Consider the following 26,917-nt stretch of genomic DNA (forward strand, 5'->3'; position numbering starts at 1 on the left):
GACTGGCCCAGGGTGCCATCGGCGAAGGCGGCCACGACGGCCGCACCCCGCGCAAAAAACAACAAAGCCCCGACGCGTCGGGGCTTTGTGATTGCATCAATGATCCGGGACGCCTCAGACCGGCGTCACGCTGACCGTATGCTTGTTCAATGCACCCTTCGTGCCGAAGGACACATGGCCATCCACCAGGGCGAACAGCGTGTGGTCCTTGCCCACACCGACGTTATCGCCGGGATGGATGCGCGTGCCACGCTGGCGCACGATGATGGAACCCGCGCTGATCAGCTCACCACCGTAAGCCTTCACGCCGAGCATCTTGGGCTTGGAATCACGCCCGTTTCGCGTAGAGCCGCCGCCTTTTTTCTGTGCCATGACTAAAGCTCCTTAGCTGTTCAAGCGGCAATCGCCTGGATCTGCAGCTCGGTGAACTGCTGGCGATGACCCTGGTGCTTCGCGTAGTGCTTGCGACGACGCAGCTTGAAGATACGCACCTTGTCGTGCTTGCCATGAGCCACGACCGTGGCCTTCACCGTTGCGCCGGACACCAGGGGCGTGCCCACCTTGAGTTCAGCGCCGTTGCCGACTGCCAGAACCTGGTCGATCACGATTTCCTGGCCCACTTCCGCAGCAATCTGTTCTACCTTGATTTTTTCGCCAGCGGCAACGCGATACTGCTTGCCACCGGTTTTTATGACCGCGTACATGTAAACCTCATCTGAGTTGAATTTCTGTAGACGAATTTCCACAGAACTGCGGATTGTACTACGTCACGCATCAAAGCACCAGCCGCGCGTTACCCTGCCAGCGCAGGTCAGGAGCGGACGGGCCGCTTCCTATAATTACTGTTTTACCTTTCCAAGCAACAACCACCTTGGCCGCCAACTCCCCCAGCACCGCCGCCACCCTCGCCCTGATTGCCGACGACATGCGGGAGGTGGACAAGGTCATCGCATCACGCCTTCAATCCTCGGTTCCACTCGTTGGTGATGTCGCCCGCTACATCATTTCTGCCGGCGGCAAGCGGCTGCGTCCGGCACTGTTGCTGCTGGTCAGTGGCGCCCTGGGCTATCAGGGCGCGCAGCGTTTCAATCTGGCAGCCGTGGTGGAGTTCATTCACACCGCCACCCTGCTGCACGACGACGTGGTCGACGACTCCACCCTGCGCCGTGGACGCCCGACGGCCAACGAGAGCTTTGGCAACCCGGCCAGCGTGCTGGTGGGCGACTTTCTGTACTCGCGCGCCTTTCAGATGATGGTGTCGACCAACAGCCTGCGCGTGATGCAGGTACTCGCAGACGCCACCAACATCATCGCCGAAGGAGAAGTCCAGCAGCTCATGAACACCCATGACGCATCCCTGGACGAGGCCGGTTATCTGGACGTCATACGCTCCAAGACGGCCAAGCTGTTCGAGGCCAGCGCCCGACTCGCCGCCATTCTGGCCGACAGCCCGGCAGAACTGGAACAGGCATGTGCGGAGTATGGCCAGGCTCTGGGCACCGCATTCCAGGTCATCGACGATGTACTTGACTACGACGGTGACGCACAGGAAATGGGCAAGAACCTGGGCGACGATCTGCGCGAAGGCAAGGTCACCCTGCCCCTCATAGTCGCCATGCAGCGCGGCACCCCGGAGCAACGCCAGTTTTTGCGCAGCGTGATCGAGACCGGCTCCACCAACGAGCTTGCGCGCGTCGTCGCCATCATTCGGGAAACCGGCGCACTCACCGCCACCCGGGAAGCGGCCGCCACGCAAGCTCAGCTGGCAATGGACGCCGCCGCGAAGCTTCCGATCAATTCTTACTCAAAAGGTTTGCTACAATTGGCGGCTCAGCTTCTCGAACGCCGAACCTAAGCTTTCGGCCGGTCAGAGAAACATCGGGGTGTAGCTTAGCCTGGTAGAGCGCTACGTTCGGGACGTAGAGGCCGGAGGTTCGAATCCTCTCACCCCGACCAGGAATTCCGTTGCAAATCAAGGACTTATTTGATTCTTGATTTGCCAACCGGATGGCAGCAGTGGCAAATCAGTGGCAATTTTTGCCACTTCGCACTGTCACAGCGCAGTCATCCCTCGTCGAAATGCCTATACGCCTGTTCCACAACCACGGAACACCGACATGGCATCCATCGAGAACCGCTCCAAGATTCAAGTCACGGTCAAGAACCGCGCCGACCTCACCAAGTCCTTCGAGTACAGCGCAGCCAAGGCCATAAAGGTCTACGTCGAGCAACTGAAGGCACAAGGCTTCAAGCCTAAGCTCGCGAGCCTCAACAACCACTACGCCATCCGTGCGCGTCAGGTTGGCTACCCGGACCTCTGCCTCTTCGCCTCCAGCGAAGAAGAGGCCATCGACATCAAGCAGCGCATTGAAAGCGAGCGTCGTCGTGGCATCCTCATCGACTACGGCCTTGCTCGTCGGACTTCGTTCGCAGACATCCTGATTCGCTACCTACGCGAGGAAGCCCCCCGACACAAGAGCTTCGAGGTCGAGGGCTACAAAATCAATGCCATCCTGCAAGACGCAGGACTGCCGCGCGAAGACATGGGCGCCATTCTCGCCGCGCACCCGAACCCGCACGCCACGCTGAAAGGCAAGCAAATGCGCAAGCCGACCGGTGCGCGGATGAGCGAGCCTTCGGATGCCAGCCGGTTTGTGCGCAAGCCTTTCGCGGATGTCGTGCCGGAAGACTTCAGGGACTACATCGACGAGCGGCTTCAGGTCGTCGCAGCCTCGACGGTGGACAGAGAGATCGACATCTTCGCCGCCGCCTGCAATGCCGCCATCGACATGTGGCGGGTTCCTTGCGTCAAAAGCCCGATGGACGGCGTCCGACGCCCTACGTATTACAACGAACGGGACCGGCGCCTTAAGGGCGATGAGGAGGCGCGACTTCTGGCGGCCGTACGCGCCGAAGACCAGACAAAGTCCATTGAACGCCGACTTGAACAGTTGATGCAGGAAGAGCGGTCGGACGCCAACGAGGCTTCCACCGTCTACCGGCGCAAGAAGATTGTCAAGGCAGCGCGAGAGCAGTATCAGCACGAGGCCGAGCAAACGTACACGCACGTCGCTCTTCTGGAAACGCTCATTCAGTTTCTGCTGATGACAGGCGCCCGCCGCAGCGAGGCGCTGAATCTAACCTGGTCACGACTAGACTTGGACAGGCAGACCGCCCTACTGCCCGAAACGAAGAACGGGCGTGCGCGCAAGCTGCCTATCCGCGAAGACCTCGTCCACATGCTCCGCGCCCTCCCACGCATATCCGACCATGTGTTCCCCGTCACCATTGACGGACTGCGGAAGGCGTGGGTGCGCATTTGCGCAGCAGCAAACCTGACCGGCGATGACGAGTTGCGCATCCACGATCTACGCCACGAAGCCATTTCCCGCGTCGCAGAAGCCGCCAGCAACACACCGGGTGGTTTCACGCTGGTTGACCTGCAAGCCTTCAGTGGCCACCGCGACACACGCATGCTGCTGCGGTATGCGCACCTTTGCGCCCAGAGCTTGGCGAAACGCTTGGATGCGGCCTTCGCCGACTCGGACCAGGTTGCGGCCCACCATGGTGTGCGTCGCCTGAAGAAGGGCGCGGCGGTCACGATGGGCGACCTGTGCAATGCGACGCAGTCAACGCCGCTGCAGCCCTTGCTACAACCTCTCAGCATCCAGTTGCCATCGGTGCGACTGACCTGGGAACGCGCGCCCTACAAGGCGGTGTGAAAAAAAAGACGGCAAAACGCCGTTCATGCAGTGATGTTCGCGCTATACGTTAGGCAGTCATGTGACTGCGTATCTTTGGAGTTTCCCATGATACGTCTTCTGACGTCCCGCGAACTGAGCGCCCACATCGCTCTCGCACCACAAACCATCCACAACCGCCGCGCAGCCGGCAACGACCTGCCTCCTGCCATCGTCCTTGGTCGACGCGCACGCTTCAAGCTGTCGGATGTCCATCAATGGATGGAGCACCACAAGGAAGAACGCGCAGCCATCCCTGCCACGGCTACGCGGGAAGGGGGCAACGCATGAGCCGCCGTCCTCCCTTCGAGCCCATCGACTATGCACTGATGCTGGAGAGGTCGGGCAACTACGCGTCCGCCAACCAGTTTCTTCACGAGTGGACCGGCACGCACTGGCGCATGATTGACGACGAGACCGCCATGCGCATGGCGCTTCGGTGGATTGCCGACGGTAATCACGGCGTTGTCAACGCTGCCAACGCCAAGAGCGCACACCAAACGGCGCTTCTCTGGTTGAAACCCCTTCCGGAGCCGACATACGCGGCCGTCATCCCTGTGCAGAACGGCTATCTGCACCTCGACGGCTCGCCGGTGCTGCGCCCCCATGACAAAGCGCTCGGGCTGCGTCATGCCCTTTGCTGCGACTACAACCCCGCCGCCCCGCGCCCGGAAGCGTTCGAGAGGCTGCTGAACCGAATCCTTCCGGACCCGGCCGTCCGCAACCGGGTTCAGGAGTACATCGGCTACACGCTGCTGCCCGATGCGCGCTTCCAGCTCGCCCAGATCTGGCTTGGCTCGGGCGCGAACGGCAAAGGCACCCTCGCCAACATCGTGCAGGCCCTTCATGAGCGGATAGCGGCAGCGTCACCGAGCAAGCTGGATGGCTTCCACGCCGCCATCGTGCTGGGCGCGTCGCTCATCTATTGCGACGAAGCCCCGCCGCAAGATTGGTGCGAGCAGACCATCAAGACCATGATTGCCGCTGAGTCTGTCCCCATCGACCGAAAGTACCTTCCGGCCATCACGACGCGCGTCTTCGGCAAGTGGCTCATCTTGGCCAACCACATCCCGGTCATCCGGGACCAGTCCAACGGCTTCTGGCGACGCTTTGACATTGTGCCGTTCACGGTCGAGATTCCGGCCTCCGAGCGCGACCCGCTCTTGGCCGCCTACATCATCAAGCACGAGTTGACCGGCGTGCTGAACTGGGCGCTGGAGGGACTTCAACGTCTGCTGGCACGGGGTCGATTCGACGCCTCTCCGCCGCCAGCGATGCTGACCGCCAAGCAGGCCGCCCGCACAGAGACCAACTCCGTTCATGCCTGGGTCGAAGATGCTGGAATCGAACGCACGCTGATTCCAGACACGTCGAAGTCCAAGGTGTACATGGTCTATGTCTCATGGTGCCGGGAGAACGGCATGATGCCACTGTCGTCGCCGAAGTTTTGGAAGCGCTTGCCCGACTCCATCGGCGAAGTGTTCGAAGCCAGGCCGGTGACGAAGGACGGGCGCCTGCGCCTCTGCAACGTCAAGTTGCCCTGACCAGCAAGGCCCCGGCTTCGGTCACGAGAACAGCCGTCTAGTACGGCTGTTCTTCAGTATGACCAGCCTGACCGGCTCAATCCAGGAACCAAGGCTCCCTCACCAGCCGTCCTCCATGTCCTACTTCTTTCGCCCGCGAACAAAATGAGACATACAGAAAGTTTCGCAACAACTCCGGTCAGACGTGGTCATTGGAGAACGTCCGCTTGATCGTGGCGCTTTTTCGTGCCCAAGCTGAACAACCCAATTCGGTCTGAGCCAAGGGCAACCAGGGACGATGCTGCCGCATCGTCTTGTGCCGCTCAGATCGACCTGCACTCGCCCTGTCGCGCCTCAAGACACCTGTGGCAAGCCATGAGCATCCGCGCTGGCGCCTGACCAGGCGCCCTGGCAAGCTCGGACAGCCGCTGGAGAAGCATCCACGCAGGAGCATCGGCGGGGGGCGCCGCTGGCGCGGGCCGGACGACGAGCCAGATGCCGCAGGCATCAGGTCGGCCGGAGCCGCGCCAGTGGGGGCGCAGGCGTCAGCCGTAGCCCCGGTCCAGGCGGCAGCCTGGTGGGGGGAGCCGCAGAGTTTTCCGCCGCGATGCGGAGGCCGTCAGGCCGACTGCGGCGGAAAAGCTCTGTGGGGGGCGAAGCCCCGGGGGTGCCAAGCGAAGCGCGGCCACCCGGCTTACGAAGTGTCGCGTAGCGAGCCGTCAGGCCGAAGACGGGCCGCAAGGACCGTCTGAGCACGCACGGAAGCCGGGTGGCCGCGATGAGCGGCACCCCCCGCGAGGGGGCGGCAAGGAGCACGGCGCAGCCGAGCGACCCAGCCCCCGCTGCAGGCCGACACGAAGTGCGGCCGTAAGCCATGCCCGGCAAGGAGTCATTGCTATGCACAGCATAGCAAGACGACCCAGGGCGTGGGGCCGCCATGGCGGCCGGTGCCGCCGCCACGGCGGCGGTGCGCGCCCCGCGCCTATGGCATGCCATTTCGTAGGTGCTTTCAGCACCCGGGGCGACGAAAGGACATGCAATAGACGCTGCGCAAATCGAGCGCCAGGGTCGGAGACCTCGCCGACGGCAAAGGCGCGCCTCGGCACCCTCCCCGGCCATGGGCGTGGCGGACCAGGCCGCGCAGGCAGGCGCTCACCCGCCCTCCATTCAGGCGGCCCCCGGGCCCCCTGCCCCCCTCCCCCGCAGGCCCATGCCGCAGCCCCCCGGCCATGGCCACCAAGCGCCATCGGTGCCTCCTCGCCCCCCGTGGCGTGCCAAGCGCAGCCCCCTTGTGCCTCCCCATGTGCCCCCTCTTTGCCCTCCCCTTCAGCACCCCGTCACATCCCGGAGGGAGCGCGCCTCCCGCGGCCCACGCCACCGGGGCCGCACAAAAGTGCGCAAGGTATTTGCGTTCCGTAGCTATACGTGGATATGGGCCGGGATTCCCTCGGCCCTGCAACGCACGGGAGAACCCCTTTATCTATGTCCAATCAATCCAATCAACAGATTGAGCGCCTGCACGCGGGTTGGCGCGCCGCAGTCCAACAAGGGGGCAAGTCGCCCCGGCAAATCGGCGCCGAGCGCCAGGAAGCCCTGCTGCGCTGGGTCTATCGCTGGGGCTGGTCCAGCGCCTCGGTGCTCACGCAGGTGGCCGGCACCGAGCGCGGCGGCATCGCCCACAGGCTCGTCAAGCAAGGCCTGCTGACCCTCACTGGCTCGGAGTCGGGCGGCTGCGCCCGGGGCGTGCCCAGGGGGTTTCTCACGCTCACGCCCCTGGGGGTCGAGCAGGTCGAGCGCATGCTCTCCTGTGAGGACGAGCTCTACCCCTACACGGTCAATCCCTACAAGGTCAATCAGAACCTCCTGCGCCACGACGTGATCGCCCAGGAGAAAACGGCGCGCGCGCGCCGCGGGCGACATCATCGATTTTGAGACCGAGCGGGAACTGCGCCGGCACTGCGCCCCCGACGAGAAGGTTCCCGACGTCCTGTGGCATTACGCCAATGGCACCCAGGTCGCCGTCGAGGTCGAGTTGTCTGCCAAGTGGAAGCGCTCCTTTGACCAGTTCATCGGCGGCTGCATCCACGGCATCCGAAGCGGCAAGTTCGACCATGTCCTCATCCTCAGCGACTCGCCGGCGCTGCTTGAGCGCTACCGCAAGGCGTTCGCGCCGGGTGCCCCATTGGTCTTCTGGGAGCGCATTGCCGCGGCCGACAAATGGGTGCAACGGGCAACCACCACGGTCCCCGAGGGAATGCACAGGAGGGTGACATGCAAGCTCGTCAGCGAATCCTGAGCCTGGCCCTGCTGGGCGCCCTGATGCTCGGCGGCTGCAGTGACGAGCGCTATGTGGCGTCACTCGTCCGAGATGCAGAGCACCAGCGGCAACTGACGACGCGATGCATCGCCAAGAATGAGCAACTGGTGCGGATGCTCGAGGAGCAGCAAGGCACGCGAGCCGCCGAGCTCGCATACCAGTCCGGGCAGGCCACCATTGCCGCGGCGTGCGACTTCATACTGCCCCTGTGCCCGTCGTCGGTGGCCGGGCCGGGGCGCAAGGCGATCGCCGACGGCATCGGTGTCGATAGGTCGCTGACGTTCTGGGCGGCGGTGCTGGCCAAGCTGCTCGTCCCTGTCGGCCTGCTGGTATGCACCTCTGTGGCCATGCGCTGGGGCCGGCTGCGGCTGCTCGAGCCTGCGCGGGCTCGCCAAGAGGAGGCCCGGACACTGGTGGAGACGGCGCAGCAGCGGGCGCAAGAGGCCGAGGAGCGGGCCGTGCAGGCCGAGCTGCGGCGTGAGCTGGCTGAGGAGGCCTTGGCCCAGACCCGGGGCACTCTCCGCGAAGCACAGGAGGAGCTCATGCAACTCGACGAAGACATCGCGCAGGCGGAGGAGAAGCTCGAGCAGATGCGCGTGGAATCTGCGCGGCAGGAGGAACTGCGGCGATCGCTCGACCGTCTCTGATGCACGGGCCATGCATCGGCCATGCGCCGCCTGGGACGGGGCGCCCTGTTTGCAGCAAGGCGCATTGGGATTGGGAGCCTGCAGAGCCGCGTGTGCCGGGTGCGGTGTGCACAGCGGGGGACCATGCGCGCGAGCGACCATCAGCGCAAGCGGGAGGGGCAGGTAGCGCAAGGGCTGCGGCGCCTTGCGTCATCCGCAAAATCTTAGGTTTGGGTGAGCGGACGGTGAGACTGGCGCCAATCGAAATGCGACAGAATGTACTGCGTTGTGCGACTGCATCCGTTAGGATCTGCGTCGTCAAATTCCAGTTTGGCTGCTGTTGGCAGTGCAAAGTACGCTTGTCAGCAAGAGCAAATGGCTGCAGCTAAGTAATCCGCAGCAAAGCGATTGAACCCCTGGGGAATTGGCGAGACGCCAGGCACCAAGAATGTTTGGTAACTGCGGGCTTTGCTGATTTCCATATATCAATGGTGGAAGTTAGTGACTCATGAAGAAATGGAACAAGTATGCAGCGCTTTGTGCGGCAACTCTGCTGCTATTGGAAGCGCCATCAATCGCCCCGGCAGCTGACTTAAGTAATGGACTGAAGGAATTAACGATTGGACTTTCGAAGAAAGATGCTCTGGCAATTCTAGAAAAGCAAGAAACCGATACGGGTGGAATATTCGCGCCTGCTTGCTCACTACAAGAGCCAGGAGAGTCCTGCACCACCGCGGTGACCAATCTAACAATCGGAAAGCTTCCCCTTCTAAGCTGGAGCCTAAATTTTGACATGAATGGCCGTCTCGCCAGGATTGGATTCCTCTTATCAAAGAGGGGGTGTGTAGATTCAGATTTTCCACACCCTCGTTTGCAGTTTCAGAATCTATCTTTACTTCTTGATAATCAGCTTGGCAAGCCAGATTCAGAGCAAAAGCACGCTGCAGTTTGGATAGACAGAAAAGGAAAATCCGGTCTAATATTGTCGCTATATGATAAGGAAATTCCAGGAATCGGCTATCCAAACTGTCCTGTCGTCTCAATTTCACTTACCGCAAGGGATTTTTCGGAAAAACTAAGCTCACGGGCTTCCAAAGCATTCGCCAAAGAAAATGATCTGTAGATCATACGCACGCGGCTGATGAATCATGGCATCGAGAAACGGCCGCATACACGACTATTCAAATGACGAAACAGGGAGATGCCGCAATGGCGCATACAGCCCCGTTGGAGCGACAAAGCGCTTCGCGCCCCATCGCTGAACTTGATTCGTTAGCCATCACGGGAAAGCCGATGCATAGCTCCAACCTACGGCCAGAAGAACGAATAGCCATGCGTGATAGGCTTCGCGCGGCGCGCTACTCTGCCTTAGCTGACGCTGAAGGTTTCCATGAGATTTGCTATGCCGTTGAGGCGTTAGGTATGCGCCTCAACCGAAAGAAAGGGAATTTGGGGACATATAAGAAAGATGTTGGCAATCTGGCTAAACACTCTCCTTTGCTCACTTCTCTGCCTGACAAATTCCCAGGCTTTTTTACTCGCTTTGATGCACTCTACGAGACGCTTCGTCACGCTCGAAACGACGCAATGCATTCAGGGTCCTACGCTCGCCATGCAACTTCTGCTGCTGTCGAACTCTGTATCGGATTAGAGGAATCATTGATGAACTCTGCAGAAGGAAAATCCACTGTCGCGGACTATATGGTGAAATCGCCAGTTCTTGTCGAATCATGGCAACCAGTTGCGTATGCGCGTCAACTGATGTTAGCTCACTCATTCTCTCATCTCCCAGTCTTTTATGACGACCAGTGGCAACTACTATCGGAGCTGGCTATTGCCTGTCACCTGCACCCCATGAATCGCACAGATAAAGACAACGCTCTGGCTCGATCTATCGAAGATGCAATCAAGGTTGGCCTTAAATTGCTTCCCGCAACAACAGTACAACCAACGGATCAAGTTTCGGAGTTGATCGCTGCCTCTACTGCATGTCCTAAGTCGACTCTATGGTTGGTTATTGAGAAGAATAATGTTCTTACTGGAGTTTTGTCTCCGTTTGAGTTAATGTAAACAAAAATAGATAGCCAACACGGCGCTGCACCTGACCGTCATCCCGCAGCTTCGATGCGTGCTGTCGGCCGGCAAGCTGGGGCGTTAGAGAGCACTATGTCTCACCTTGAAGCACTCATCGTCGAATACCTTGACTGGCAGGGGTACTTGGTGCGTCGAAATACTAAGGTCGGGCGACTAAAACATGGCGGCTGGGAAATGGAGCTTGATGTCATTGGCTACAACCCGCACACAGGCGACCTTGTTCATTACGAGCCGTCAGTTGATGCTCATACTTGGGATACACGCGAAGCAAGGTACGCAAAAAAATTCGAGGCAGCCCGCAAACTCATTTTCTGTGAGGTTTTCTCATGGTTGCCACCCGATACTCCATTGCGGCAAATTGCTGTATTTCCCTCTCACCCAAAAGGTAGAGACACCATTGCAGGTGGCGAAATTATTTCTATTGATGAGTTTGTTGCAGAAGTCCGCTCAAAGGTTATCGCGTGTGGCATTGCTTGCCGTAGCGCCATCTCGGAAAATCACCCTCTGCTCCGTGTACTGCAGCTTTCCCATTGTGGCTACAACCGTGTGCTCTAACATTTCATCCAAGCCCACGCCGCTTCGCGGCGCGGCTTAATTCAGGCGCTAACACTCAAGGCATGAGCCACCATCACGTCATCGCCAAGGTAGGTTCGGATAGCAAGCTCCGCGTGCTGTTCGTGGATCTTGATGCCAATGCACTGAGTGAGCGCTTCATCAAACCGTACGAGAAGGGCACTTCCTTTTTCTCGGGTAACGATCTGATTTCGCCAAACGATTTGCGCTCGGTTCATATTGTCAGAACAGAGCGTCCGGATGCGGTCGAACGAGATGAACTTAACCGAAAAGTCAGGGAAAGCATTGACCGCCTCAACGAGCTAGGCTCCGGCGTATTTTTTTTGAGCGTAGGCGGGGGCTATAAGCCGCAAGACATAGCAGAGGCAGGTGTAGACGTTACCCACGACTTTATTAAGGGGGCGGTCTCAACTCCGAAGTGCAACACCACTGGTTGATATTCAATGAATGGTAGCTGCGTTTTTCTCGTTGATGGCGGCCATGAATTTCTGGAACGCTTGATAGGGCGAGTCCCAGCCCAGCGTCTGCCTGGGCCGGTTGTTCATCAAGTCGGCCATGGAGTCCAGCGCATCCTGGTCGTGCACGCTCAAGTCTGTGCCCTTGGGCAGCATCTGGCGCAGCAGGCCATTGGTGTTTTCGCAGCTGCCCTTCTGCCAAGGGCTGTGCGGATCGCAGAAGTACACGCGCATGCCCGTGGCCGCCGCGAGCTCCTTGTGCCGCGCCATCTCCTTGCCTTGGTCGTAGGTGAGCGTCTGGCGCATGGGCTCGGCGATCTGGCGCAGCTTGTTGGTAAACGCGGCAAGCGCACTCTCGGCCGAGGCGTCGGGCATCTTGCACAGCAGTACCAGGCGGGTCGAACGCTCCACCAACACGCCCACAGCAGACTTGTTACCCGCTCCCTTGATCAGGTCGCCCTCCCAGTGGCCCGGCATCACGCGGTCATTGACCTCGGGCGGGCGCACATGGATAGAGACCATGTCGGGAATCTGCCCGCGCCTGTCCTGGCCCGCCGACCGGGGGCGGCGCGTACTCTTGCCCTGGCGCAAGAGCGAGATGAGCTGGCGACGCAACTCCCCTCGCGGGTAGGCATAGATGGCGGTGTAGATGCTCTCGTGGCTGGCGTGCATGGCCGAATCGTTGGGGTACATGCGCTTGAGTGTGCGGGCAATTTGCTGAGGCGACCACAACCAGCTGAGCATGGTGCTCACCAGGTACCACAGACAACCATCGCCATGCAGTTTGGGCAAGGGGCGGGAGTCAATGCGTCGCTGCGTGCACAGGCGTTGGGCCACTGCGCTGGCGTAGCTGCCTTCGCAGGCATTGCGCCGCAGCTCGCGGCTGATGGTGCTGGGGCTGCGCCCTTGCAGCTTGCCAATGGCCCGCAGGCTCCAGCCTTGCTGGTGGAGCGATGCCAGCGTCATTCTCTCTTCAGGTTGCAAGTGCCTGTATGTCGATCCCATTTGCGTACATTACCCCGGGTGCGGGTGTTGCACTTCGGAGTTGAGACCGCCGGGCCACCCAGGCTTCAAGGCTGGCCAGTGGGAACCCTCCATGAAGGTAATGGCATGGATCGGAGGCATCATTTCCACTGTTGCCGGGGCAGGTATCGTCAAGTGGCTTGGCTGGCTCTAAGCACCATGCTAACTAGCGCTTCAAGCCGACGGCTCCGCCTACGGCGGGTCCGCGGCTTAATCTGGGCGTGTCCGAAAATTTGTGTAAACGGTACGGACTTCAGTTGATGGAGATGTGGTCTCCGAACTGAATGGTAAAGCGGGTCAATGGTGGTTGCCGGGTGCCCTTCCAAGTTCATGCCGTGCCCCGTGGCGCGAGAACTGCGCCCTCCGACTCGTGACGTTACACCTGCACATCGGCCCCGGCGATGAAACCGAACACGACATCACCATCATGAACCCGGACGAAGACTGAGCGCCACATGCCCGCCCGATCCGGGCGGGCATGCGCCAACCATGGAGGAACAGCAAATGAACAACGAACTCGACATCGACGGTCCCGACATCAACCCGGCGACCGGCCTGCCGCTCATCGAGGACACGTACATCGACGTGGGCGGCAGCCCCTACGGGCAAGACATCCACCCGCCGGCTTGGCAGCCACCAGCCCCGGAACCGTACTGGCCGCCGTCAGGGTGCGGCGAAGGGTGGTGAGCGCGTCAGTTCGTCCCTTGGAGCCGGGCAAGCCTGCGTTCGGTACTGGCGCGCAGACGCGAGGCGGCTTTGTCCGAGCAGGAGGCCTCACGGCGGGATGGCGCGGGCGTGGGCACCAAGGGCAATTCGGACGGTACCGGCTCAGACTCCGCGACCGGCGCTTCTTGCAGCCGGCGCGACAGCCAGCCAAAGTACACGTCCGGGTGCCAGTAGACCCGGTTGCCCAGCTTGACAGGCGCAGGCAAGGTGCCGTCGTTTATCCAGTTCTCCACTGAGCGGATGGAGATACCCAGCGAGTCGGCAACGGCCTGCTTGGTAAGCGGGGTGAAGGCGGAAGGGGTGGTCATCACAGAACCCATGTAGTTGAGGTCTTGTGTATAGGCAAAACACGCGAAAATGCGCGCAGCCAGTCGCAGAGCGCTCTACAGGAAGCACACCAGGTGGCCGATTTCCAGTGGCAAATCAGTGGCAGATCAGTGGCAATCGGGCAGGTTTGCCACTGCGTTTAGCTTCACGCAGCTTCGCGAAGACAAGCGTAAGTCATTGATTTACAATAGCGCTCCAATCCACGGAACAGCGTTTTAGGCAAGGGATACCCCGTTCGGGACGTAGAGGCCGGAGGTTCGAATCCTCTCACCCCGACCAGAAATATCTTGTAAATCAAACACTTAGAACAGCCGCCACGACGCGGCTGTTTTGTTTTCTGGCGGTTCTGTGCCAAACGGCAGAGATTCAAGGGCGCCGCAATCGATTCCGGGATCGCCCGTGATCTGAACACGCCCACACAGTTGGCTCCAGGGACGGACCTGTTCGCGGCCGCCTTCCACACCCAAGCCAGAAAGCATCTGCTCACTGTCATTCACGCAACGGGTTGTGCCGCAGGCCTGTACATGTCCATGGCGATCGGCGATGATAGGATCGTTTCGTTTATTGCCACAAGAATCTATTAGTTACATGGTCGCCGCTGATAGCACGCCAAAGGCCGAGCAGCCTGTCGTCTTACCCGGTCTGGCACGGGCATTGATGTCTGTCGGCAAGTTGAACCAGAAGACCGCAGAAGAAATTTACAAGAAGTCCCTGTCGGGCCGCTCGAATTTCATTGCGGAGTTGATAGGAGCCAGCGCCGTCACGTCCAGCGATCTGGCCCACACCGTTTCTTCCATCTTTGGCGCCCCCCTGCTTGACCTGGATGCGCTGGACCGCTCGCGCCTGCCGCACGACCTTCTCGACCCGAAGCTGTGTCAGGCCTACCGCGTGGTGGTGCTGAGCAAGCGCAACAATCGTCTCATCGTTGCCACGGCAGATCCCACGCATCAGGAGGCCGCCGAGAAGATCAAGTTCACCACGCAGATGGGGGTGGACTGGGTCATCGCCGAATATGACAAGCTGATCCAACTGGTCGAAGCGACGGCAAAGACCAGCAGCGAGACGCTGGAAGGCATTGTCGGAGGCGGAGATTTCGAGTTTGGCGACATCTCAGTCGAGGACGCGCCGGAGGACAGCAACGACACGGCTCCGGCAGAGGTCGAAGACGCACCGGTCGTCCGCTTCCTGCACAAGATGCTGCTGGATGCGTTCAACATGCGTGCGTCCGACCTGCATTTCGAACCCTACGAGCACAGCTACCGGGTGCGCTTTCGCATCGATGGCGAATTGCGCGAGATCGCGTCCCCACCCATTGCCATCAAGGAAAAGCTGGCCTCACGAATCAAGGTGATTTCACGCCTGGACATTTCCGAGAAGCGCGTACCTCAGGATGGGCGCATGAAGCTCAAGGTCGGCCCGGACCGCGTCATCGATTTTCGGGTGAGCACACTTCCCACTCTGTTCGGTGAAAAGATCGTGATCCGCATTCTGGATCCGAGCAGCGCAAAACTCGGTATTGACGCTCTTGGCTATGAGCCGGAAGAGAAAGAGCGTCTGCTGAACGCCATCAACCGGCCGTACGGCATGATTCTGGTGACCGGCCCCACGGGTTCCGGCAAGACGGTTTCGCTGTACACCTGCCTGAACCTGCTCAACAAGCCGGGCGTGAATATCGCCACGGCCGAAGACCCATCGGAAATCAACCTGCCGGGTGTGAATCAGGTCAACGTCAACGAGAAGGCGGGCCTGACTTTCGCCGCAGCGCTGAAGGCGTTTCTGCGTCAGGATCCCGACATCATCATGGTGGGTGAAATCCGGGACCTGGAGACCGCGGACATTTCCATCAAGGCAGCCCAGACGGGCCACCTGGTGCTCTCCACGCTGCACACCAATGACGCGCCCACGACGCTCACGCGCATGCGCAACATGGGCATTGCGCCCTTCAATATCGCATCGAGCGTCATCCTGATCACCGCGCAGCGCCTCGCACGGCGCCTGTGTCCACAGTGCAAGGAACCGGCGGACATTCCGCATGCCTCCCTGATCGAAGCTGGATACAGGGAAGAGGAAATTGACGGTTCCTGGGTGACCTATCGTGCTGTGGGTTGCTCCGCCTGCAACAACGGATACAAGGGGCGGGTGGGCATATACCAGGTCATGCCGATATCCGAGGAAATTCAGCGCATCATCCTGCGCGACGGCAGCGCCATGGACATTGCAGCTCAGGCCCGCCTGGAGGGCGTGCGCTCGCTGCGCGAGGCGGCTCTGTACAAAGCCAAGATTGGTCTTACCTCCCTGGAGGAGGTGCTGGCCGTGACCAACGAATAATCATTCAAGAGAAAACACCATGGCGACCATCGCATCGAGGAGCATCAAGGATTTTGTCTTTGAGTGGGAAGGCAAGGATCGCAGCGGAAAAATAATACGTGGTGAGGTCCGGGCGGCGGGAGAAAACCAGGTCAAGGCCACGCTCCGGCGCCAGGGCGTATTGCCCACGAAGATCAAAAAGCGCCGCATGACCGCGGGCAAGAAGATCAAGCCCAAGGATATTGCGCTGTTCACACGCCAGATGGCCACCATGATGAAGGCCGGTGTGCCTTTGCTGCAGGCATTCGACATTGTGGGCCGCGGCAACAACAACCCGAGTGTGACCAAGCTGCTCAACGACATTCGCGCCGACGTGGAAACGGGCACGTCCCTGAATGCCGCCTTCCGCAAGTACCCCATGTACTTTGACAGCCTGTACTGCAACCTGGTCGAGGCAGGCGAGGCCGCCGGTATTCTGGAGGCCTTGCTCGATCGCCTGGCCCTCTACATGGAGAAGACCGAGGCCATCAAGGCCAAGATCCGATCGGCCCTGATGTACCCGATCTCGGTGCTCATCGTCGCATTCGTCGTGGTGACCGTGATCATGATCTTCGTGATCCCGGCGTTCAAGGAGGTGTTCACCTCCTTCGGCGCCGACCTGCCGGGCCCGACCCTGCTGGTGATGGCCATCAGCGAGTTCTTTGTCGCCTATTGGTGGCTGATATTCGGGGTCATCGGCGGGGGCTTTTATTTCTTCATGCAGGCGTGGAAGCGCAGCGAGCGCATGCAGCAGGTCATGGACCGCTTCCTGCTCAAGATGCCCGTCTTCGGTGCGCTCATCGACAAATCCTGCGTGGCCCGCTGGACGCGCACGCTGTCGACCATGTTCGCCGCGGGCGTGCCGCTGGTGGAGGCGCTCGATTCCGTGGGTGGCGCAGCGGGCAACTCCGTCTACGCCATGGCCACGGACAAGATCCAGCAGGAGGTCTCCACCGGCACCAGCCTCACGGCGGCCATGGGCAATGCCAATGTGTTCCCGTCCATGGTGCTGCAGATGTGCGCCATCGGCGAGGAGTCGGGCTCCATCGACCACATGCTGGGCAAGGCCGCGGACTTCTACGAAGCCGAGGTCGACGAGATGGTGGCCGGACTGTCCAGCCTCATGGAGCCCATCATCATCGTGTTCCTGGGCACGCTCATTGGCGGCATCGTGGTCTCCATGTACCTGCCCATCTTCAAGCTCGGGCAAGTGGTTTGATGACCGGTTCCACCATCGCAGACGCCGTGCTCATCGGCGTGCTGGGCCTGCTGATCGGCAGTTTTCTGAACGTCGTGATCCACCGCCTGCCGCGCATGATGGAGCGGCAATGGGAGGCCGAGTGCCGCCAGTACGCCCAGGACGCCGGCCTGCTGGCGCCCGCGCAGCAGGAGGCCGCCGCCCCGGCGCCCTTCAATCTGCTGACGCCGCGCTCGCGCTGCCCCTCCTGCGGGCATGAGGTACGTTGGTACGAAAACATCCCCGTGCTCAGCTATCTGGGCCTGCGCGGGCGTTGCTCGGGCTGCGGCACGCGCATCAGCGTGCGCTACCCACTCGTGGAACTAGCCACGGCGGCCCTCTTCTACGCCTGCGCCATGCGCTGGGGCTGGTCCGCCGCCACGCTGGCCTGGTGCGGTTTTTCCGCGGCGCTGGTGGCGCTCACCCTGATCGACTGGGACACGACGCTGCTGCCCGACGACATCACCCTGCCCCTGCTGTGGGCCGGGCTGCTGGCGTCCACCCTGCACTGGACACAGGTCGCGCCCACGGATGCGGTGATCGGCGCCGCCGCCGGGTATCTGTCGCTGTGGCTGGTCTACTGGGGCTTCAAGCTCGCCACGGGCAAGGAGGGCATGGGCTATGGCGACTTCAAGCTGTTTGCGGCCCTGGGCGCATGGTTTGGCTGGCAGGCGCTGGTGCCCATCATCCTCATGGCATCGGTGATCGGCGCCATCGTGGGCATTGCCATGAAACTCGCCAGCAGCCTGCGCGAGGGCAAGTACGTGCCGTTCGGTCCCTTCCTCGCCGGCGGCGGCCTGGCCGCCATGCTCTGGGGGCCGGGACGTATCATGCAACTCATCTTCTCCACGCTGGGATTGTGAATGGGCACCCCTCCAGATCGGTCTGCACGCCAGCGCCCCGTGAAGCTGGGCGTGACCGGCGGCATTGGCAGCGGCAAGAGCACCTTTGCCGCCATGCTGCAGGACTGCGGCGCCGCGCTCATAGACGCTGACGCCATCGCCCGATCGGTCACGGCCAGCGGTGGCGCGGCCATCGCCGCCATACGCGAAGCGTTCGGCGACGCATTCATCGACGCACAGGGGGCGCTCGACCGCGCACGCATGCGCGAGCTGGTGTTTGCCGATGCGACTGCCAAGGCGCGGCTCGAGGCCATCGTCCACCCGCTGGTCGGCCGCGCCGTTGCAGACGCCGCGGACGCCGCAGCCCAGGCGGGCGCCAGGCTCATCGTGTTCGACATTCCGCTGCTCACCGAATCGGCGCATTGGTCGCGCCAGCTCGATACCGTCCTCGTGGTGGACTGCCACGAAGACACCCAGGTGGCGCGGGTGCAGGCGCGCAGCGGACTGCAGGCGCCGGCCGTGCGCGCCATCATGGCCGCGCAAAGCAGCCGGCCGGTGCGGCGCGCCGCGGCCGACATCGTGGTCTTCAACGACGGGCTGACACTGCCCGCACTGCGCGCCCAGGCGCGGGAGGTCGCCGCCATGTTCGGGCTATGATGCGCATGCACTCAGAAGACCGGCAGCGTGATCCTCTACGAATACCCTTTCAATGAACGCCTGAGAACCTATCTGCGGCTGGAGCAGCTGTTTCGCCGCCTGGGCGAGCTCATTGCGCGCACCCATCCCCTGGACCACCACTTCGCGCTGGTGACCATGTTCGAGGTGATGGATGTGGCCGCACGCGCAGACCTCAAGGCCGATGTGCTCAAGGATCTGGAGCGGCACAAGCACCAGTTCGATGCCTATCGCGGCAACCCTTCGATCTCGGAGGCCGCGCTCGACGCCGTCACCGCCCAGCTCGATCACTGCTTCGCGGCGCTGAACGCCCAGACCGGCAAGGCCGGGCAGGCACTGACGGAGAACGACTGGCTCATGAGCATTCGCAGCCGCGTGGGCATTCCCGGCGGCACCTGCGGTTTTGACCTGCCGGCCTACTACGCCTGGCAGCACCACGGCCCCGAGCAGCGCCAGAACGATCTGCACCACTGGGCCGCCACGCTGGCCCCGCTGGCCGAATCGGTCTACCTGCTGCTGCGCCTGCTGCGCGATTCGGGCATGCCGCAAAAGGTGGCGGCGGACCGCGGCCAGTTCCAGCAGAACCTGCCGCCCGGGCGCACCTTCCAGCTGCTGCGTCTGCGCATCGACCCAGCGCTCGGCCTGGTGCCCGAGATCAGCGGCAACCGCCTCATCGTGTCCGTGCGCCTCATGCGCCAGGAAGAAGGCGGCAAGCTGGTCGCGAGCCAAGAGGATGCGGCCTTCGAGCTCACCCTGTGCGCCTGATGCCCGACATGAGCCAGCCCGCCCCCACCACCCCGCGCACCGTCGTCTGCCCGACCTGTGGCGGGCCCAGCCTGTTTGCCCCGGCCAACCGCTATCGGCCGTTCTGCAGCGAGCGCTGCAAGCAGATCGACCTGGGCGCCTGGGCCGCCGAGGACTTCCGCGTGCCCGCCGAGGCACCGCCCGAGGATGGACAGTTCGGCGACCCCAAGCGCGAGCCGTGAATATCAGTAAAATTTGGCTCCAGGGCCCGACCAGCAAGCGCCAACAGCTATATTTTCAATAGTCAGCCAAGCAGCGAGGCATCGAAGGCCTCGCCGCGTTCCTCGGCCAGCCACTGCAGCACCGGGTAGGCACCGGGCAGTATCGGGCGCACCTGCGGCGGCCATGGCTGCCAGCTCATGGTCTGACCCTCGCGCATCTCGAACTCGCCGCTCCACTCGCTCACCTTGCACCAGTGCAGGCGCACCAGGGCGTGCGGGTAGTCATGCTCGGTCACCTTCCAGACCTGGGCCGGACCAATGGTCACGCCAAGCTCCTCGATGAGCTCGCGGCGCAGCGCCTGCTCCACGGTCTCACCCGCCTCGATCTTGCCGCCCGGAAACTCCCAGTAGCCCGCGTAGGGCTTGCCCTCGGGCCGCGTGGACAGCAGCAGCGCACCGTCGGCACGCAGCAGAATGCCGACGGCGACCTCGGTGTGCTTGCGGCTCATGGCTGCTGGCGCCCGGCAAAGTCGCGCGCAAACTGGTAGGCCACGCGGCCGCTGCGCGAGCCACGCTCCAGCGCCCAAACGAGGGCCTGCGGGCGCGCGGCTTCGATGGCCTCCTGCACCACGCCCAGGGCCGACAGCCATTGCGCGACGATGGCCAGGTATTCATCCTGGCTGAACGGGTAGAAGCTCACCCACAGGCCGAAGCGCTCGGACAGCGAGATCTTCTCCTCGACCACCTCGCCGGGGTGGATCTCGCCGTCGGCGGACGTCGTGTAGCTCAGGTTGTCCTTCATCTGCTCGGGCAGCAGATGGCGGCGGTTGCTCGTGGCGTAGACCAGCACATTGGGCGTGCTGGCGGCCACCGAGCCGTCGAGGATGGACTTGAGCGCCTTGTAGCCGCCCTCGCCCTCCTCGAAGCTCAGGTCGTCACAGAAGATGATGAACTTCTCGGGACGCTCGGAGACGACCTCCACGATGTCGGGCAGATCGGTCAGGTCGGCCTTGTCCACCTCGATCAGGCGCAGGCCCTGGGGCGCGTAGCTGTTGAGGCAGGCCTTGATCAGCGAGGACTTGCCCGTGCCGCGCGCGCCCGTGAGCAGCACGTTGTTGGCCGGCCGGCCCTCGACGAACTGGCGCGTGTTGCGCTCGATCTTGTCCTTTTGCGCGTCGATCTCCTTGAGGTCGCTCAGGCGCATGGTGGAGACATGGCGCACGGGCTCGAGCACGCCATGGCCGCCGCTGCGCCGGCGGTAGCGCCAGGCGATCGCGGCCTGCCAGTCGGGCGCCGACAGCGGCCGCGGCAGCACGGCCTCGATGCGGGAGATGAGCTGCTCGGCACGCGCGATCAGCTGGTCAAACTTATCGGTCATATTGGGCTCTAGCGCTTATCCAGCAAGCGCTGGCAGCTACAAAAATGATTAGGAGCGGTAGTCGGCGTTGATGCTCACATAGTCGTGGCTCAGGTCGCAGGTCCAGACGGTGTCGCTGGCCTGGCCGCGGCCCAGGACCACGCGCACGGTGATCTCCTGCTGCTTCATCACGCGCTGGCCGTCCTCCTCGCGGTAGTCGGGGTTGCGCCCGCCCTGCACGGCCACATGGACGTCATCCAGGTACAGGTCGATCAGCGTCTGGTCCAGGTCGGTGATGCCGGCATAGCCCACGGCTGCGAGGATGCGGCCGAGGTTCGGATCGCTCGCAAAGAACGCCGTCTTGACGAGGGGCGAATGGGCGATGGCGTAGGCCACCTGGCGGCATTCCTCGCCGGTCTTGCCACCCTCCACGCGCACGGTGATGAACTTGGTCGCGCCCTCGCCGTCGCGCACGATGGCCTGGGCGAGCTTTTGCGCCACCGACAGCAGCGCGCCCTTCAATGCCCGGCCCTCGGGGCTGTCCAGCGCCGTGATGGGCGCGTGGCCCGCCTGGTGCGTGGCAACGAGCACGAAGGAGTCGTTGGTGCTGGTGTCGCCGTCTATGGTCACGCGGTTGAAGGACTGATCGGCCAGCTCGCGCACCAGCTGGCGCACGAGCTCGGGCGCGATGCGGGCGTCGGTGGCCAGAAAGCCCAGCATGGTCGCCATGTTCGGGCGGATCATGCCCGCGCCCTTGGAGATGCCGGTCACCGTCACCGTGGCGCCGCCGATCTGCACCTGCGTGCTGAAGGCCTTGGGCACGGTGTCGGTGGTCATGATGCCCTCGGCGGCACGCGCCCAGTGGGCGGGCTGGGCGTCTGCGATGGCGGCGGGCAGGCCGGCAGTGATGCGATCGACGGGCAGCGGCTCCATGATCACGCCGGTGGAAAACGGCAGGACCTGGCTGGCATCGATCCCGAGCTGCCCGGCCAACGCCGCGCAGGTGGCGCGTGCACGCGCCAGGCCGTCGGCACCCGTGCCGGCGTTGGCGTTGCCGGTGTTGATGACCATGGCGCGGATCGCCTGGCCGCCGTCCAGATGCTCGCGGCAGACCTGCACGGGCGCGGCGCAGAAGCGGTTCTGCGTGAACACGCCGGCCACCGTCGCGCCCTCGTCGAGCAGGAACACGGTCAGGTCCTTGCGGTTGGCCTTGCGCACGCCGGCCTCGGCGACGCCGATGCGCACGCCGGCGACGGGGTGCAGGTCCGAGGCCACGGGGGCCAAGAGATTGACGGGCATGGAAGCCTCCTGAATCAAGGGGGGATAAAGGCAAACACGGGCCGCGGCCCGTGTCGTTCAGTGGAGGGCCATCAGCTCAGCTTGCCGTGGCACTGCTTGTATTTCTTGCCGCTGCCGCAGGGGCAGGGGTCGTTGCGGCCCACGCGAACACCGGGCACGGCCTGGGCCGGCGGCGCCTTGGCGGTCTGCGCATCGACCACGGACTCCACGCCTCCCGTCTCCGTCGGAGACGTGTAGGTGACGTTGCTGACGTTTTCGCCGCGCTCTTCCATGGCCTGCGTGGCCTCGTCGAGCTGGGCGTTGGTCTGCACCTGTACGGTCATCATGACGCGCGTGACCTCGTTCTTGACCTGGTCGATGAGCTGGCGGAACAACTCGAAGGCCTCGCGCTTGTACTCCTGCTTGGGCTGCTTCTGCGCATAGCCGCGCAGGTGGATGCCCTGACGCAGGTAGTCGAGCGCGGAGAGGTGGTCGCGCCAGTTGGTGTCAAAGCTCTGCAGCAGCACGGCGCGCTGGAAGGGACCGAAGTTCTCCTGCCCCACCTGCGCCACCTTGGCGTCGAACATCTCGCGCGCGGCCTGCTGCACCTTCTCCAGGATGTCCTCGTCGGTGATGGCATCGGAGGCGGCCACCTCCTGCTGCAGCGCCATGGGCAGCTGCCAGTCGGTGGCCAGGGCCTTCTCCAGAGCGGGCAGATCCCACTGCTCCTCCACCGATTCCGCGGGCACATGCTGGCGCACAAGGTCGGCCACGCAGTCGTCGCGCATGGCGGCGATCAGCGGAGCGAGGTCGGGCGCGTCGAGAATCTCGTTGCGCTGCTGGTAGATGACCTTGCGCTGGTCGTTGGCGACGTCGTCGTATTCGAGCAGCTGTTTGCGGATGTCGAAGTTGCGTGCCTCGACCTTGCGCTGCGCGCTCTCGATGCTGCGCGTGACGATGCCGGCCTCGATGGCCTCGCCGTCGGGCATCTTGAGCCTGTCCATGATGGCCTTGACACGGTCGCCGGCGAAGATGCGCATCAGCTGGTCGTCCAGGCTCAGGTAGAAGCGCGACGAGCCCGGGTCGCCCTGGCGGCCCGAACGGCCACGCAGCTGGTTGTCGATGCGGCGCGATTCGTGCCGCTCGGTGGCGATGATGCGCAGGCCGCCCAGGGCCGTGACCTTCTCGTGGTCCTGCTTCCACTGCGCGCGCAGCGCCTCGATCTGCGCGGCGCGCTGCTCGGGCGTCAGCGTCTCGTCGGCCTCGAGCGCGGCCACGGCCTTCTCCACGTTGCCGCCGAGCACGATGTCGGTGCCGCGGCCCGCCATGTTGGTGGCGATGGTGATCATGCCCGGGCGGCCCGCCTGGGCCACGATGTCGGCCTCGCGCGCATGCTGCTTGGCATTGAGCACTTGGTGCGGCAGGCCCGCCTGGTTGAGCAGGCCGTCGATGATCTCGGAGTTCTCGATCGAGGTCGTGCCCACGAGCACGGGCTGGCCGCGCTCATGGCATTCGCGGATGTCGGCGATCGCTGCCTCGTATTTCTCGCGCGTGGTCTTGTAGACGCGGTCGTGCTGGTCGTCGCGCTTGCTTGGCCGGTTGGGCGGGATGATGACGGTCTCGAGGCCGTAGATCTCCTGGAACTCATAGGCCTCGGTATCGGCCGTGCCGGTCATGCCCGAGAGCTTGGCGTACAGGCGGAAGTAGTTCTGGAAGGTGATCGAGGCCAGGGTCTGGTTCTCAGCCTGGATCTGCACGCCCTCCTTGGCCTCGACGGCCTGGTGCAGGCCCTCGCTCCAGCGGCGCCCGGCCATCAGGCGGCCCGTGAACTCGTCGACGATGACGATCTCGCCGTTCTGCACCACGTAATGCTGGTCACGGTGATACAGGTGATGGGCACGCAGCGCTGCGTACAGGTGATGCACCAGCGTGATGTTGGCCGGATCGTAGAGCGACGCACCCTCGGCGATCAGACCCGCCTGCGCCAGAATGCGCTCGGCGTTCTCGTGGCCCTGCTCGGTCAGGAAGACCTGGTGCGTCTTCTGATCCACGGTGAAGTCGCCCGGCTTGGTCACGCCCTCGCCCGTGCGCGGGTCGGCCTCGCCCTCCTGGCGCGTGAGCAGCGGCACGACCTTGTTGATGGACAGGTAGATCGCCGTATGGTCCTCGGCCTGGCCGCTGATGATGAGCGGCGTGCGCGCCTCGTCGATCAGGATGGAGTCCACCTCGTCGACGATGGCGTAGTTGAGCCCGCGCTGCACACGCTCGCGCGCGTCGTACACCATGTTGTCGCGCAGGTAGTCGAAGCCGTATTCGTTGTTCGTGCCGTAGGTGATGTCGGCGTTGTACGCGGCCTGCTTCTCCTCGCGCGGCATCTGCGGCAGGTTGATGCCCACGGTGAGCCCGAGGAAGTTGTAGAGGCGCCCCATCCACTGCGCGTCGCGCCCGGCGAGGTAGTCGTTCACCGTGACCACATGCACGCCCTTGCCCGACAGGGCGTTGAGGTACACGGGCAGCGTCGCGGTGAGGGTCTTGCCCTCGCCCGTGCGCATCTCGGCAATCTTGCCGTAGTGCAGCGCCATGCCGCCGATGAGCTGCACGTCGAAGTGGCGCATCTTCATGACGCGCTTGGAGCCCTCGCGCACGACGGCGAAGGCCTCGGGCAGCAGGGCGTCCAGTGTTTCGCCCTTGGCCAGCCGGTCCTTGAACTCCTGGGTCTTGCCGCGCAAGGCCTCGTCACTGAGCTTCTCGTACTCTGGCTCTGCGGCATTGATGCGGGCTACGATCTTGCGGTATTGCTTGAGCAGTCGGTCATTGCGGCTGCCGAAGATTTTTGTGAGGAAATTGGTGGCCATGCGAGCAGGACCGCACCACACGCCAGCGAAGCGGCAGAGCGACCGAATCCCTAAGATATGAAGTACAAGCAGATGGGGGCAGCGCGCGCCGTTGACAAGTGGTTGCAGTCGGTACGGCTGACCCAAAGCCGGTCATTCTACCTTTGCGCCACCATTGGCCACCATGCTGCCGCGCCGTGCAGCGGCAGCCACCCCCAACAACCGCCCCGGCGCGCGCCGCGCGCGCGCATAGCAGAGCCCCGATCATGAACCGCCGCCACTACGCCATTCCATTGCAGCAAGCCAGCCAGGAGTCACCGACGCTCGCGCGTCTGACCGCACTCACGCGCGATTCAAGCGATCGACTCAAGGCGATCGAGAGCCTGATCCCGCCCATGCTGCGTCCGGCCGTGCAGGCGGGTCCGATCGATGGGGGCAGCTGGTGCCTGCTGGTCAGCAGCAATGCCGCGGCCGCCAAGCTGCGCCAACTGCTGCCGGCATTTCAGGCGCACCTGCGCAGACGGGGGTGGGAAGTGGATTCGATACGCCTGAAGATTCAGTCCTGACCGGCGGCAGGTGGCGCGATGGGAGGCCCCAACATCCACAGAGATGGTGCCGGTTGTCGGATTCGAACTGACGACCTACCGCTTACAAGGCGGGTGCTCTACCAACTGAGCTAAACCGGCGAAGGCTGCATTCTAGCCGCGAATACAGCGGCTCTTTCTGTCGCAGAGGGGTGCGCGGCAGGCACCCATGGCGATCACTTGACGCGCTTGAGCGACGGGCGCCCGCCCCCGCTCGGGGGGCGCGGCGGCGGCGGTGGCGTCTTGTCCGGCGATTGCCCCACGGATCCATCGACGGATTGCAGCTGCACGGGGCCACGCTCGTTGCCGCCCGCCGTATCCGCCGACTCGGGCATCGCTGGCTCCTTGCCGACATCGGCCCCGTCGTCATCCTCCAGGGGAAAGGCCATGCCCTGCCCGTTCTCACGGGCATAGATGGCAATCACCCTGCGCACGGGAACCAGAATGTCGCGCGGCTTGCCGCCAAAGCGTGCCTTGAACTCGATGAAGTCGTTGCTGATGTGCAAGCCGCTCGTGGCGTCATAGCTCACGTTGAGCACGATCTCGCCATTGTTGACATATTCGCGCGGCACCTGCACGGACTCGTCCACACGCACCACCAGATAGGGCGTGAAGCCGTTGTCCGAACACCATTCGTACAGCGCCCGCAGCAGATAGGGGCGCGTGGAGGGAAGGCCTTGAACAGTCATCATGCGCAGTGCGGCGACGGATTACTTGCGCATGACCTTTTCCGAGGGCGTCAGCGCCTCGATGTAGGCCGGGCGCGAGAAGATGCGCTCTGCATACTTGAGCAGCGGCGCTGCATTCTTCGACAGTTCGATGCCGTAGTAGTCCAGGCGCCACAGCAGCGGCGCGATGGCCACGTCGAGCATGGAGAAGCCTTCGCCCAGCATGTACTTGTTCTTGAGGAACACGGGAGCGAGCTGCGTCAGGCGGTCGCGGATATGGGCACGGGCCTTCTCCAGCGCCTTCTCGTTGCCCTTGGTGGCGCGCGACTCGAGCACGTTCACGTGCACGAACAGCTCCTTCTCGAAGTTGAGCAGGAACAGGCGGACACGGGCCCGATCCACCGGGTCGCCAGGCATCAGCTGGGGATGCGGGAAGCGCTCGTCGATGTACTCGTTGATGATGTTGGACTCGTAGAGGATCAGGTCGCGCTCGACCAGGATGGGAACCTGGCCATAGGGGTTCATCACGCTGATGTCTTCGGGCTTGTTGTACAGGTCCACATCGCGGATCTCGAAGTCCATGCCCTTTTCAAACAGGACGAAACGGCAACGATGGGAGAAGGGACAGGTCGTGCCCGAGTAAAGCACCATCATGGTGAACAGCTCCTAAAAAATCAAAAGAGTGGGTGCCAAGGCACCCACTCTGTACAAACCTGCGCGGCGCGCA

Annotated in this window: 29 protein-coding genes and 2 tRNA genes; 20 read left to right on the plus strand and 11 right to left on the minus strand. The window is 62.8% G+C overall.

The genetic code is table 11. From position 1 onward, the window contains the following. Positions 1–114 precede the first annotated feature (114 nt). Complete coding sequence (gene rpmA, locus ABUE11_RS14595; protein ID WP_367066024.1) at positions 115–372, minus strand: 50S ribosomal protein L27; 258 nt, start codon at positions 370–372, stop codon at positions 115–117. A gap of 20 nt (positions 373–392) precedes the next feature. Beyond that, entirely contained in the window at positions 393–704 is a 312-nt protein-coding gene (gene rplU, locus ABUE11_RS14600) for a 50S ribosomal protein L21 (protein ID WP_367066026.1), read from the minus strand. A 167-nt stretch (positions 705–871) separates the two neighbouring features. On the opposite strand from rplU, the gene ABUE11_RS14605 reads away from it, so the two are divergent. The 12 genes from ABUE11_RS14605 (at position 872) to ABUE11_RS14660 (ending at position 11,310) form a co-directional block, all read left to right on the plus strand. Further along, positions 872–1,855, plus strand: coding sequence for a polyprenyl synthetase family protein (locus tag ABUE11_RS14605; protein ID WP_367066027.1), 984 nt, complete (start codon positions 872–874; stop codon positions 1,853–1,855). A gap of 24 nt (positions 1,856–1,879) precedes the next feature. Further along, a tRNA-Pro gene (locus ABUE11_RS14610) sits at positions 1,880–1,956 on the plus strand. A 161-nt stretch (positions 1,957–2,117) separates the two neighbouring features. Further along, the gene (locus tag ABUE11_RS14615) at positions 2,118–3,722 is read left to right on the plus strand and encodes a site-specific integrase (protein WP_367066029.1); all 1,605 of its coding nucleotides are present in this window, start codon (positions 2,118–2,120) and stop codon (positions 3,720–3,722) included. A gap of 87 nt (positions 3,723–3,809) precedes the next feature. After that, positions 3,810–4,031: a helix-turn-helix domain-containing protein gene (locus ABUE11_RS14620; RefSeq protein ID WP_367066030.1), complete on the plus strand. Its 222-nt coding sequence runs from the start codon at positions 3,810–3,812 to the stop codon at positions 4,029–4,031. After that, on the plus strand, positions 4,028–5,284 hold the full coding sequence (locus ABUE11_RS14625) for a phage/plasmid primase, P4 family (RefSeq protein WP_367066031.1): 1,257 nt from the start codon (positions 4,028–4,030) through the stop codon (positions 5,282–5,284). The genes ABUE11_RS14620 and ABUE11_RS14625 overlap by 4 nt, the downstream gene beginning before the upstream one ends. A gap of 1,461 nt (positions 5,285–6,745) precedes the next feature. Beyond that, on the plus strand, positions 6,746–7,195 hold the full coding sequence (locus ABUE11_RS14630) for a hypothetical protein (RefSeq protein ID WP_367066032.1): 450 nt from the start codon (positions 6,746–6,748) through the stop codon (positions 7,193–7,195). A 100-nt stretch (positions 7,196–7,295) separates the two neighbouring features. Next, entirely contained in the window at positions 7,296–7,559 is a 264-nt protein-coding gene (locus ABUE11_RS14635; RefSeq protein ID WP_367066033.1) for a hypothetical protein, read from the plus strand. After that, on the plus strand, positions 7,535–8,227 hold the full coding sequence (locus ABUE11_RS14640; protein ID WP_367066034.1) for a hypothetical protein: 693 nt from the start codon (positions 7,535–7,537) through the stop codon (positions 8,225–8,227). The genes ABUE11_RS14635 and ABUE11_RS14640 overlap by 25 nt, the downstream gene beginning before the upstream one ends. Positions 8,228–8,714: 487 nt before the next feature. Then, complete coding sequence (locus ABUE11_RS14645) at positions 8,715–9,329, plus strand: hypothetical protein (RefSeq protein WP_367066035.1); 615 nt, start codon at positions 8,715–8,717, stop codon at positions 9,327–9,329. A 62-nt stretch (positions 9,330–9,391) separates the two neighbouring features. Further along, the gene (locus ABUE11_RS14650) at positions 9,392–10,276 is read left to right on the plus strand and encodes a hypothetical protein (RefSeq protein WP_367066036.1); all 885 of its coding nucleotides are present in this window, start codon (positions 9,392–9,394) and stop codon (positions 10,274–10,276) included. A gap of 96 nt (positions 10,277–10,372) precedes the next feature. Then, entirely contained in the window at positions 10,373–10,855 is a 483-nt protein-coding gene (locus tag ABUE11_RS14655; RefSeq protein ID WP_367066037.1) for a hypothetical protein, read from the plus strand. A 62-nt stretch (positions 10,856–10,917) separates the two neighbouring features. Next, positions 10,918–11,310 carry a hypothetical protein gene (locus ABUE11_RS14660; RefSeq protein ID WP_367066038.1) on the plus strand — a complete coding sequence of 131 codons (393 nt, stop codon included), beginning with the start codon at positions 10,918–10,920 and terminating at the stop codon, positions 11,308–11,310. Between the two features lie 3 nt (positions 11,311–11,313). Here ABUE11_RS14660 and ABUE11_RS14665 read toward each other — a convergent pair whose 3' ends face one another. Beyond that, a complete protein-coding gene (locus ABUE11_RS14665; protein ID WP_367066039.1) occupies positions 11,314–12,333 on the minus strand; it encodes an IS30 family transposase in 1,020 nt (339 codons plus the stop codon). A gap of 522 nt (positions 12,334–12,855) precedes the next feature. Between ABUE11_RS14665 and ABUE11_RS14670 the strand changes: the two genes are divergently transcribed. Continuing rightward, on the plus strand, positions 12,856–13,038 hold the full coding sequence (locus ABUE11_RS14670; RefSeq protein ID WP_367066040.1) for a hypothetical protein: 183 nt from the start codon (positions 12,856–12,858) through the stop codon (positions 13,036–13,038). A gap of 5 nt (positions 13,039–13,043) precedes the next feature. Here ABUE11_RS14670 and ABUE11_RS14675 read toward each other — a convergent pair whose 3' ends face one another. Then, entirely contained in the window at positions 13,044–13,385 is a 342-nt protein-coding gene (locus ABUE11_RS14675) for a helix-turn-helix domain-containing protein (RefSeq protein WP_367066042.1), read from the minus strand. Positions 13,386–13,992: 607 nt separating this feature from the next. Here ABUE11_RS14675 and pilB point away from each other — a divergent pair. Genes pilB through ABUE11_RS14705 form a run of 6 tightly spaced genes read left to right on the plus strand, consistent with a single transcriptional unit; the run spans position 13,993 to position 19,490 of the window. After that, on the plus strand, positions 13,993–15,732 hold the full coding sequence (gene pilB / locus ABUE11_RS14680) for a type IV-A pilus assembly ATPase PilB (protein WP_367066044.1): 1,740 nt from the start codon (positions 13,993–13,995) through the stop codon (positions 15,730–15,732). A 19-nt stretch (positions 15,733–15,751) separates the two neighbouring features. After that, on the plus strand, positions 15,752–16,969 hold the full coding sequence (locus ABUE11_RS14685; protein WP_367066045.1) for a type II secretion system F family protein: 1,218 nt from the start codon (positions 15,752–15,754) through the stop codon (positions 16,967–16,969). Beyond that, positions 16,969–17,850, plus strand: coding sequence for an A24 family peptidase (locus tag ABUE11_RS14690; RefSeq protein ID WP_367066046.1), 882 nt, complete (start codon positions 16,969–16,971; stop codon positions 17,848–17,850). The genes ABUE11_RS14685 and ABUE11_RS14690 overlap by 1 nt, the downstream gene beginning before the upstream one ends. After that, complete coding sequence (gene coaE, locus ABUE11_RS14695) at positions 17,851–18,486, plus strand: dephospho-CoA kinase (RefSeq protein WP_367066047.1); 636 nt, start codon at positions 17,851–17,853, stop codon at positions 18,484–18,486. 27 nt (positions 18,487–18,513) lie between these two features. Next, the gene (gene zapD, locus ABUE11_RS14700) at positions 18,514–19,269 is read left to right on the plus strand and encodes a cell division protein ZapD (RefSeq protein ID WP_367066048.1); all 756 of its coding nucleotides are present in this window, start codon (positions 18,514–18,516) and stop codon (positions 19,267–19,269) included. Positions 19,270–19,277: 8 nt separating this feature from the next. Beyond that, entirely contained in the window at positions 19,278–19,490 is a 213-nt protein-coding gene (locus ABUE11_RS14705; protein WP_367066049.1) for a DNA gyrase inhibitor YacG, read from the plus strand. Between the two features lie 62 nt (positions 19,491–19,552). Here the strand turns inward: ABUE11_RS14705 and ABUE11_RS14710 are convergent, their stop codons facing one another. From ABUE11_RS14710 to secA, 4 genes are all read right to left on the minus strand, one after another. Next, entirely contained in the window at positions 19,553–19,978 is a 426-nt protein-coding gene (locus tag ABUE11_RS14710; RefSeq protein ID WP_367066050.1) for an NUDIX domain-containing protein, read from the minus strand. Continuing rightward, positions 19,975–20,847, minus strand: coding sequence for an ATP-binding protein (locus ABUE11_RS14715; RefSeq protein ID WP_367066052.1), 873 nt, complete (start codon positions 20,845–20,847; stop codon positions 19,975–19,977). Before ABUE11_RS14715 ends, ABUE11_RS14710 begins: the two co-directional genes overlap by 4 nt. 48 nt (positions 20,848–20,895) lie before the next feature. Then, the gene (gene argJ, locus ABUE11_RS14720) at positions 20,896–22,125 is read right to left on the minus strand and encodes a bifunctional glutamate N-acetyltransferase/amino-acid acetyltransferase ArgJ (RefSeq protein WP_367066054.1); all 1,230 of its coding nucleotides are present in this window, start codon (positions 22,123–22,125) and stop codon (positions 20,896–20,898) included. A gap of 71 nt (positions 22,126–22,196) precedes the next feature. Beyond that, positions 22,197–24,959: a preprotein translocase subunit SecA gene (gene secA, locus ABUE11_RS14725; protein ID WP_367066055.1), complete on the minus strand. Its 2,763-nt coding sequence runs from the start codon at positions 24,957–24,959 to the stop codon at positions 22,197–22,199. A 245-nt stretch (positions 24,960–25,204) separates the two neighbouring features. Here secA and ABUE11_RS14730 point away from each other — a divergent pair, with 245 nt between their 5' ends. Then, positions 25,205–25,504 carry a DciA family protein gene (locus ABUE11_RS14730; RefSeq protein ID WP_367066057.1) on the plus strand — a complete coding sequence of 100 codons (300 nt, stop codon included), beginning with the start codon at positions 25,205–25,207 and terminating at the stop codon, positions 25,502–25,504. 44 nt (positions 25,505–25,548) lie between these two features. Here the strand turns inward: ABUE11_RS14730 and ABUE11_RS14735 are convergent. From ABUE11_RS14735 to ABUE11_RS14745, 3 genes are all read right to left on the minus strand, one after another. Next, positions 25,549–25,624, minus strand: a tRNA-Thr gene (locus tag ABUE11_RS14735). A 74-nt stretch (positions 25,625–25,698) separates the two neighbouring features. After that, complete coding sequence (locus tag ABUE11_RS14740) at positions 25,699–26,211, minus strand: ClpXP protease specificity-enhancing factor (RefSeq protein ID WP_367068831.1); 513 nt, start codon at positions 26,209–26,211, stop codon at positions 25,699–25,701. Between the two features lie 21 nt (positions 26,212–26,232). Then, entirely contained in the window at positions 26,233–26,844 is a 612-nt protein-coding gene (locus ABUE11_RS14745) for a glutathione S-transferase N-terminal domain-containing protein (RefSeq protein WP_367066059.1), read from the minus strand. Positions 26,845–26,917 lie beyond the last annotated feature (73 nt).

Origin of the sequence: Oryzisolibacter sp. LB2S (genome assembly GCF_040732315.1) — a bacterium.
In the GTDB taxonomy this organism is placed as follows: domain Bacteria; phylum Pseudomonadota; class Gammaproteobacteria; order Burkholderiales; family Burkholderiaceae_C; genus Alicycliphilus; species Alicycliphilus soli.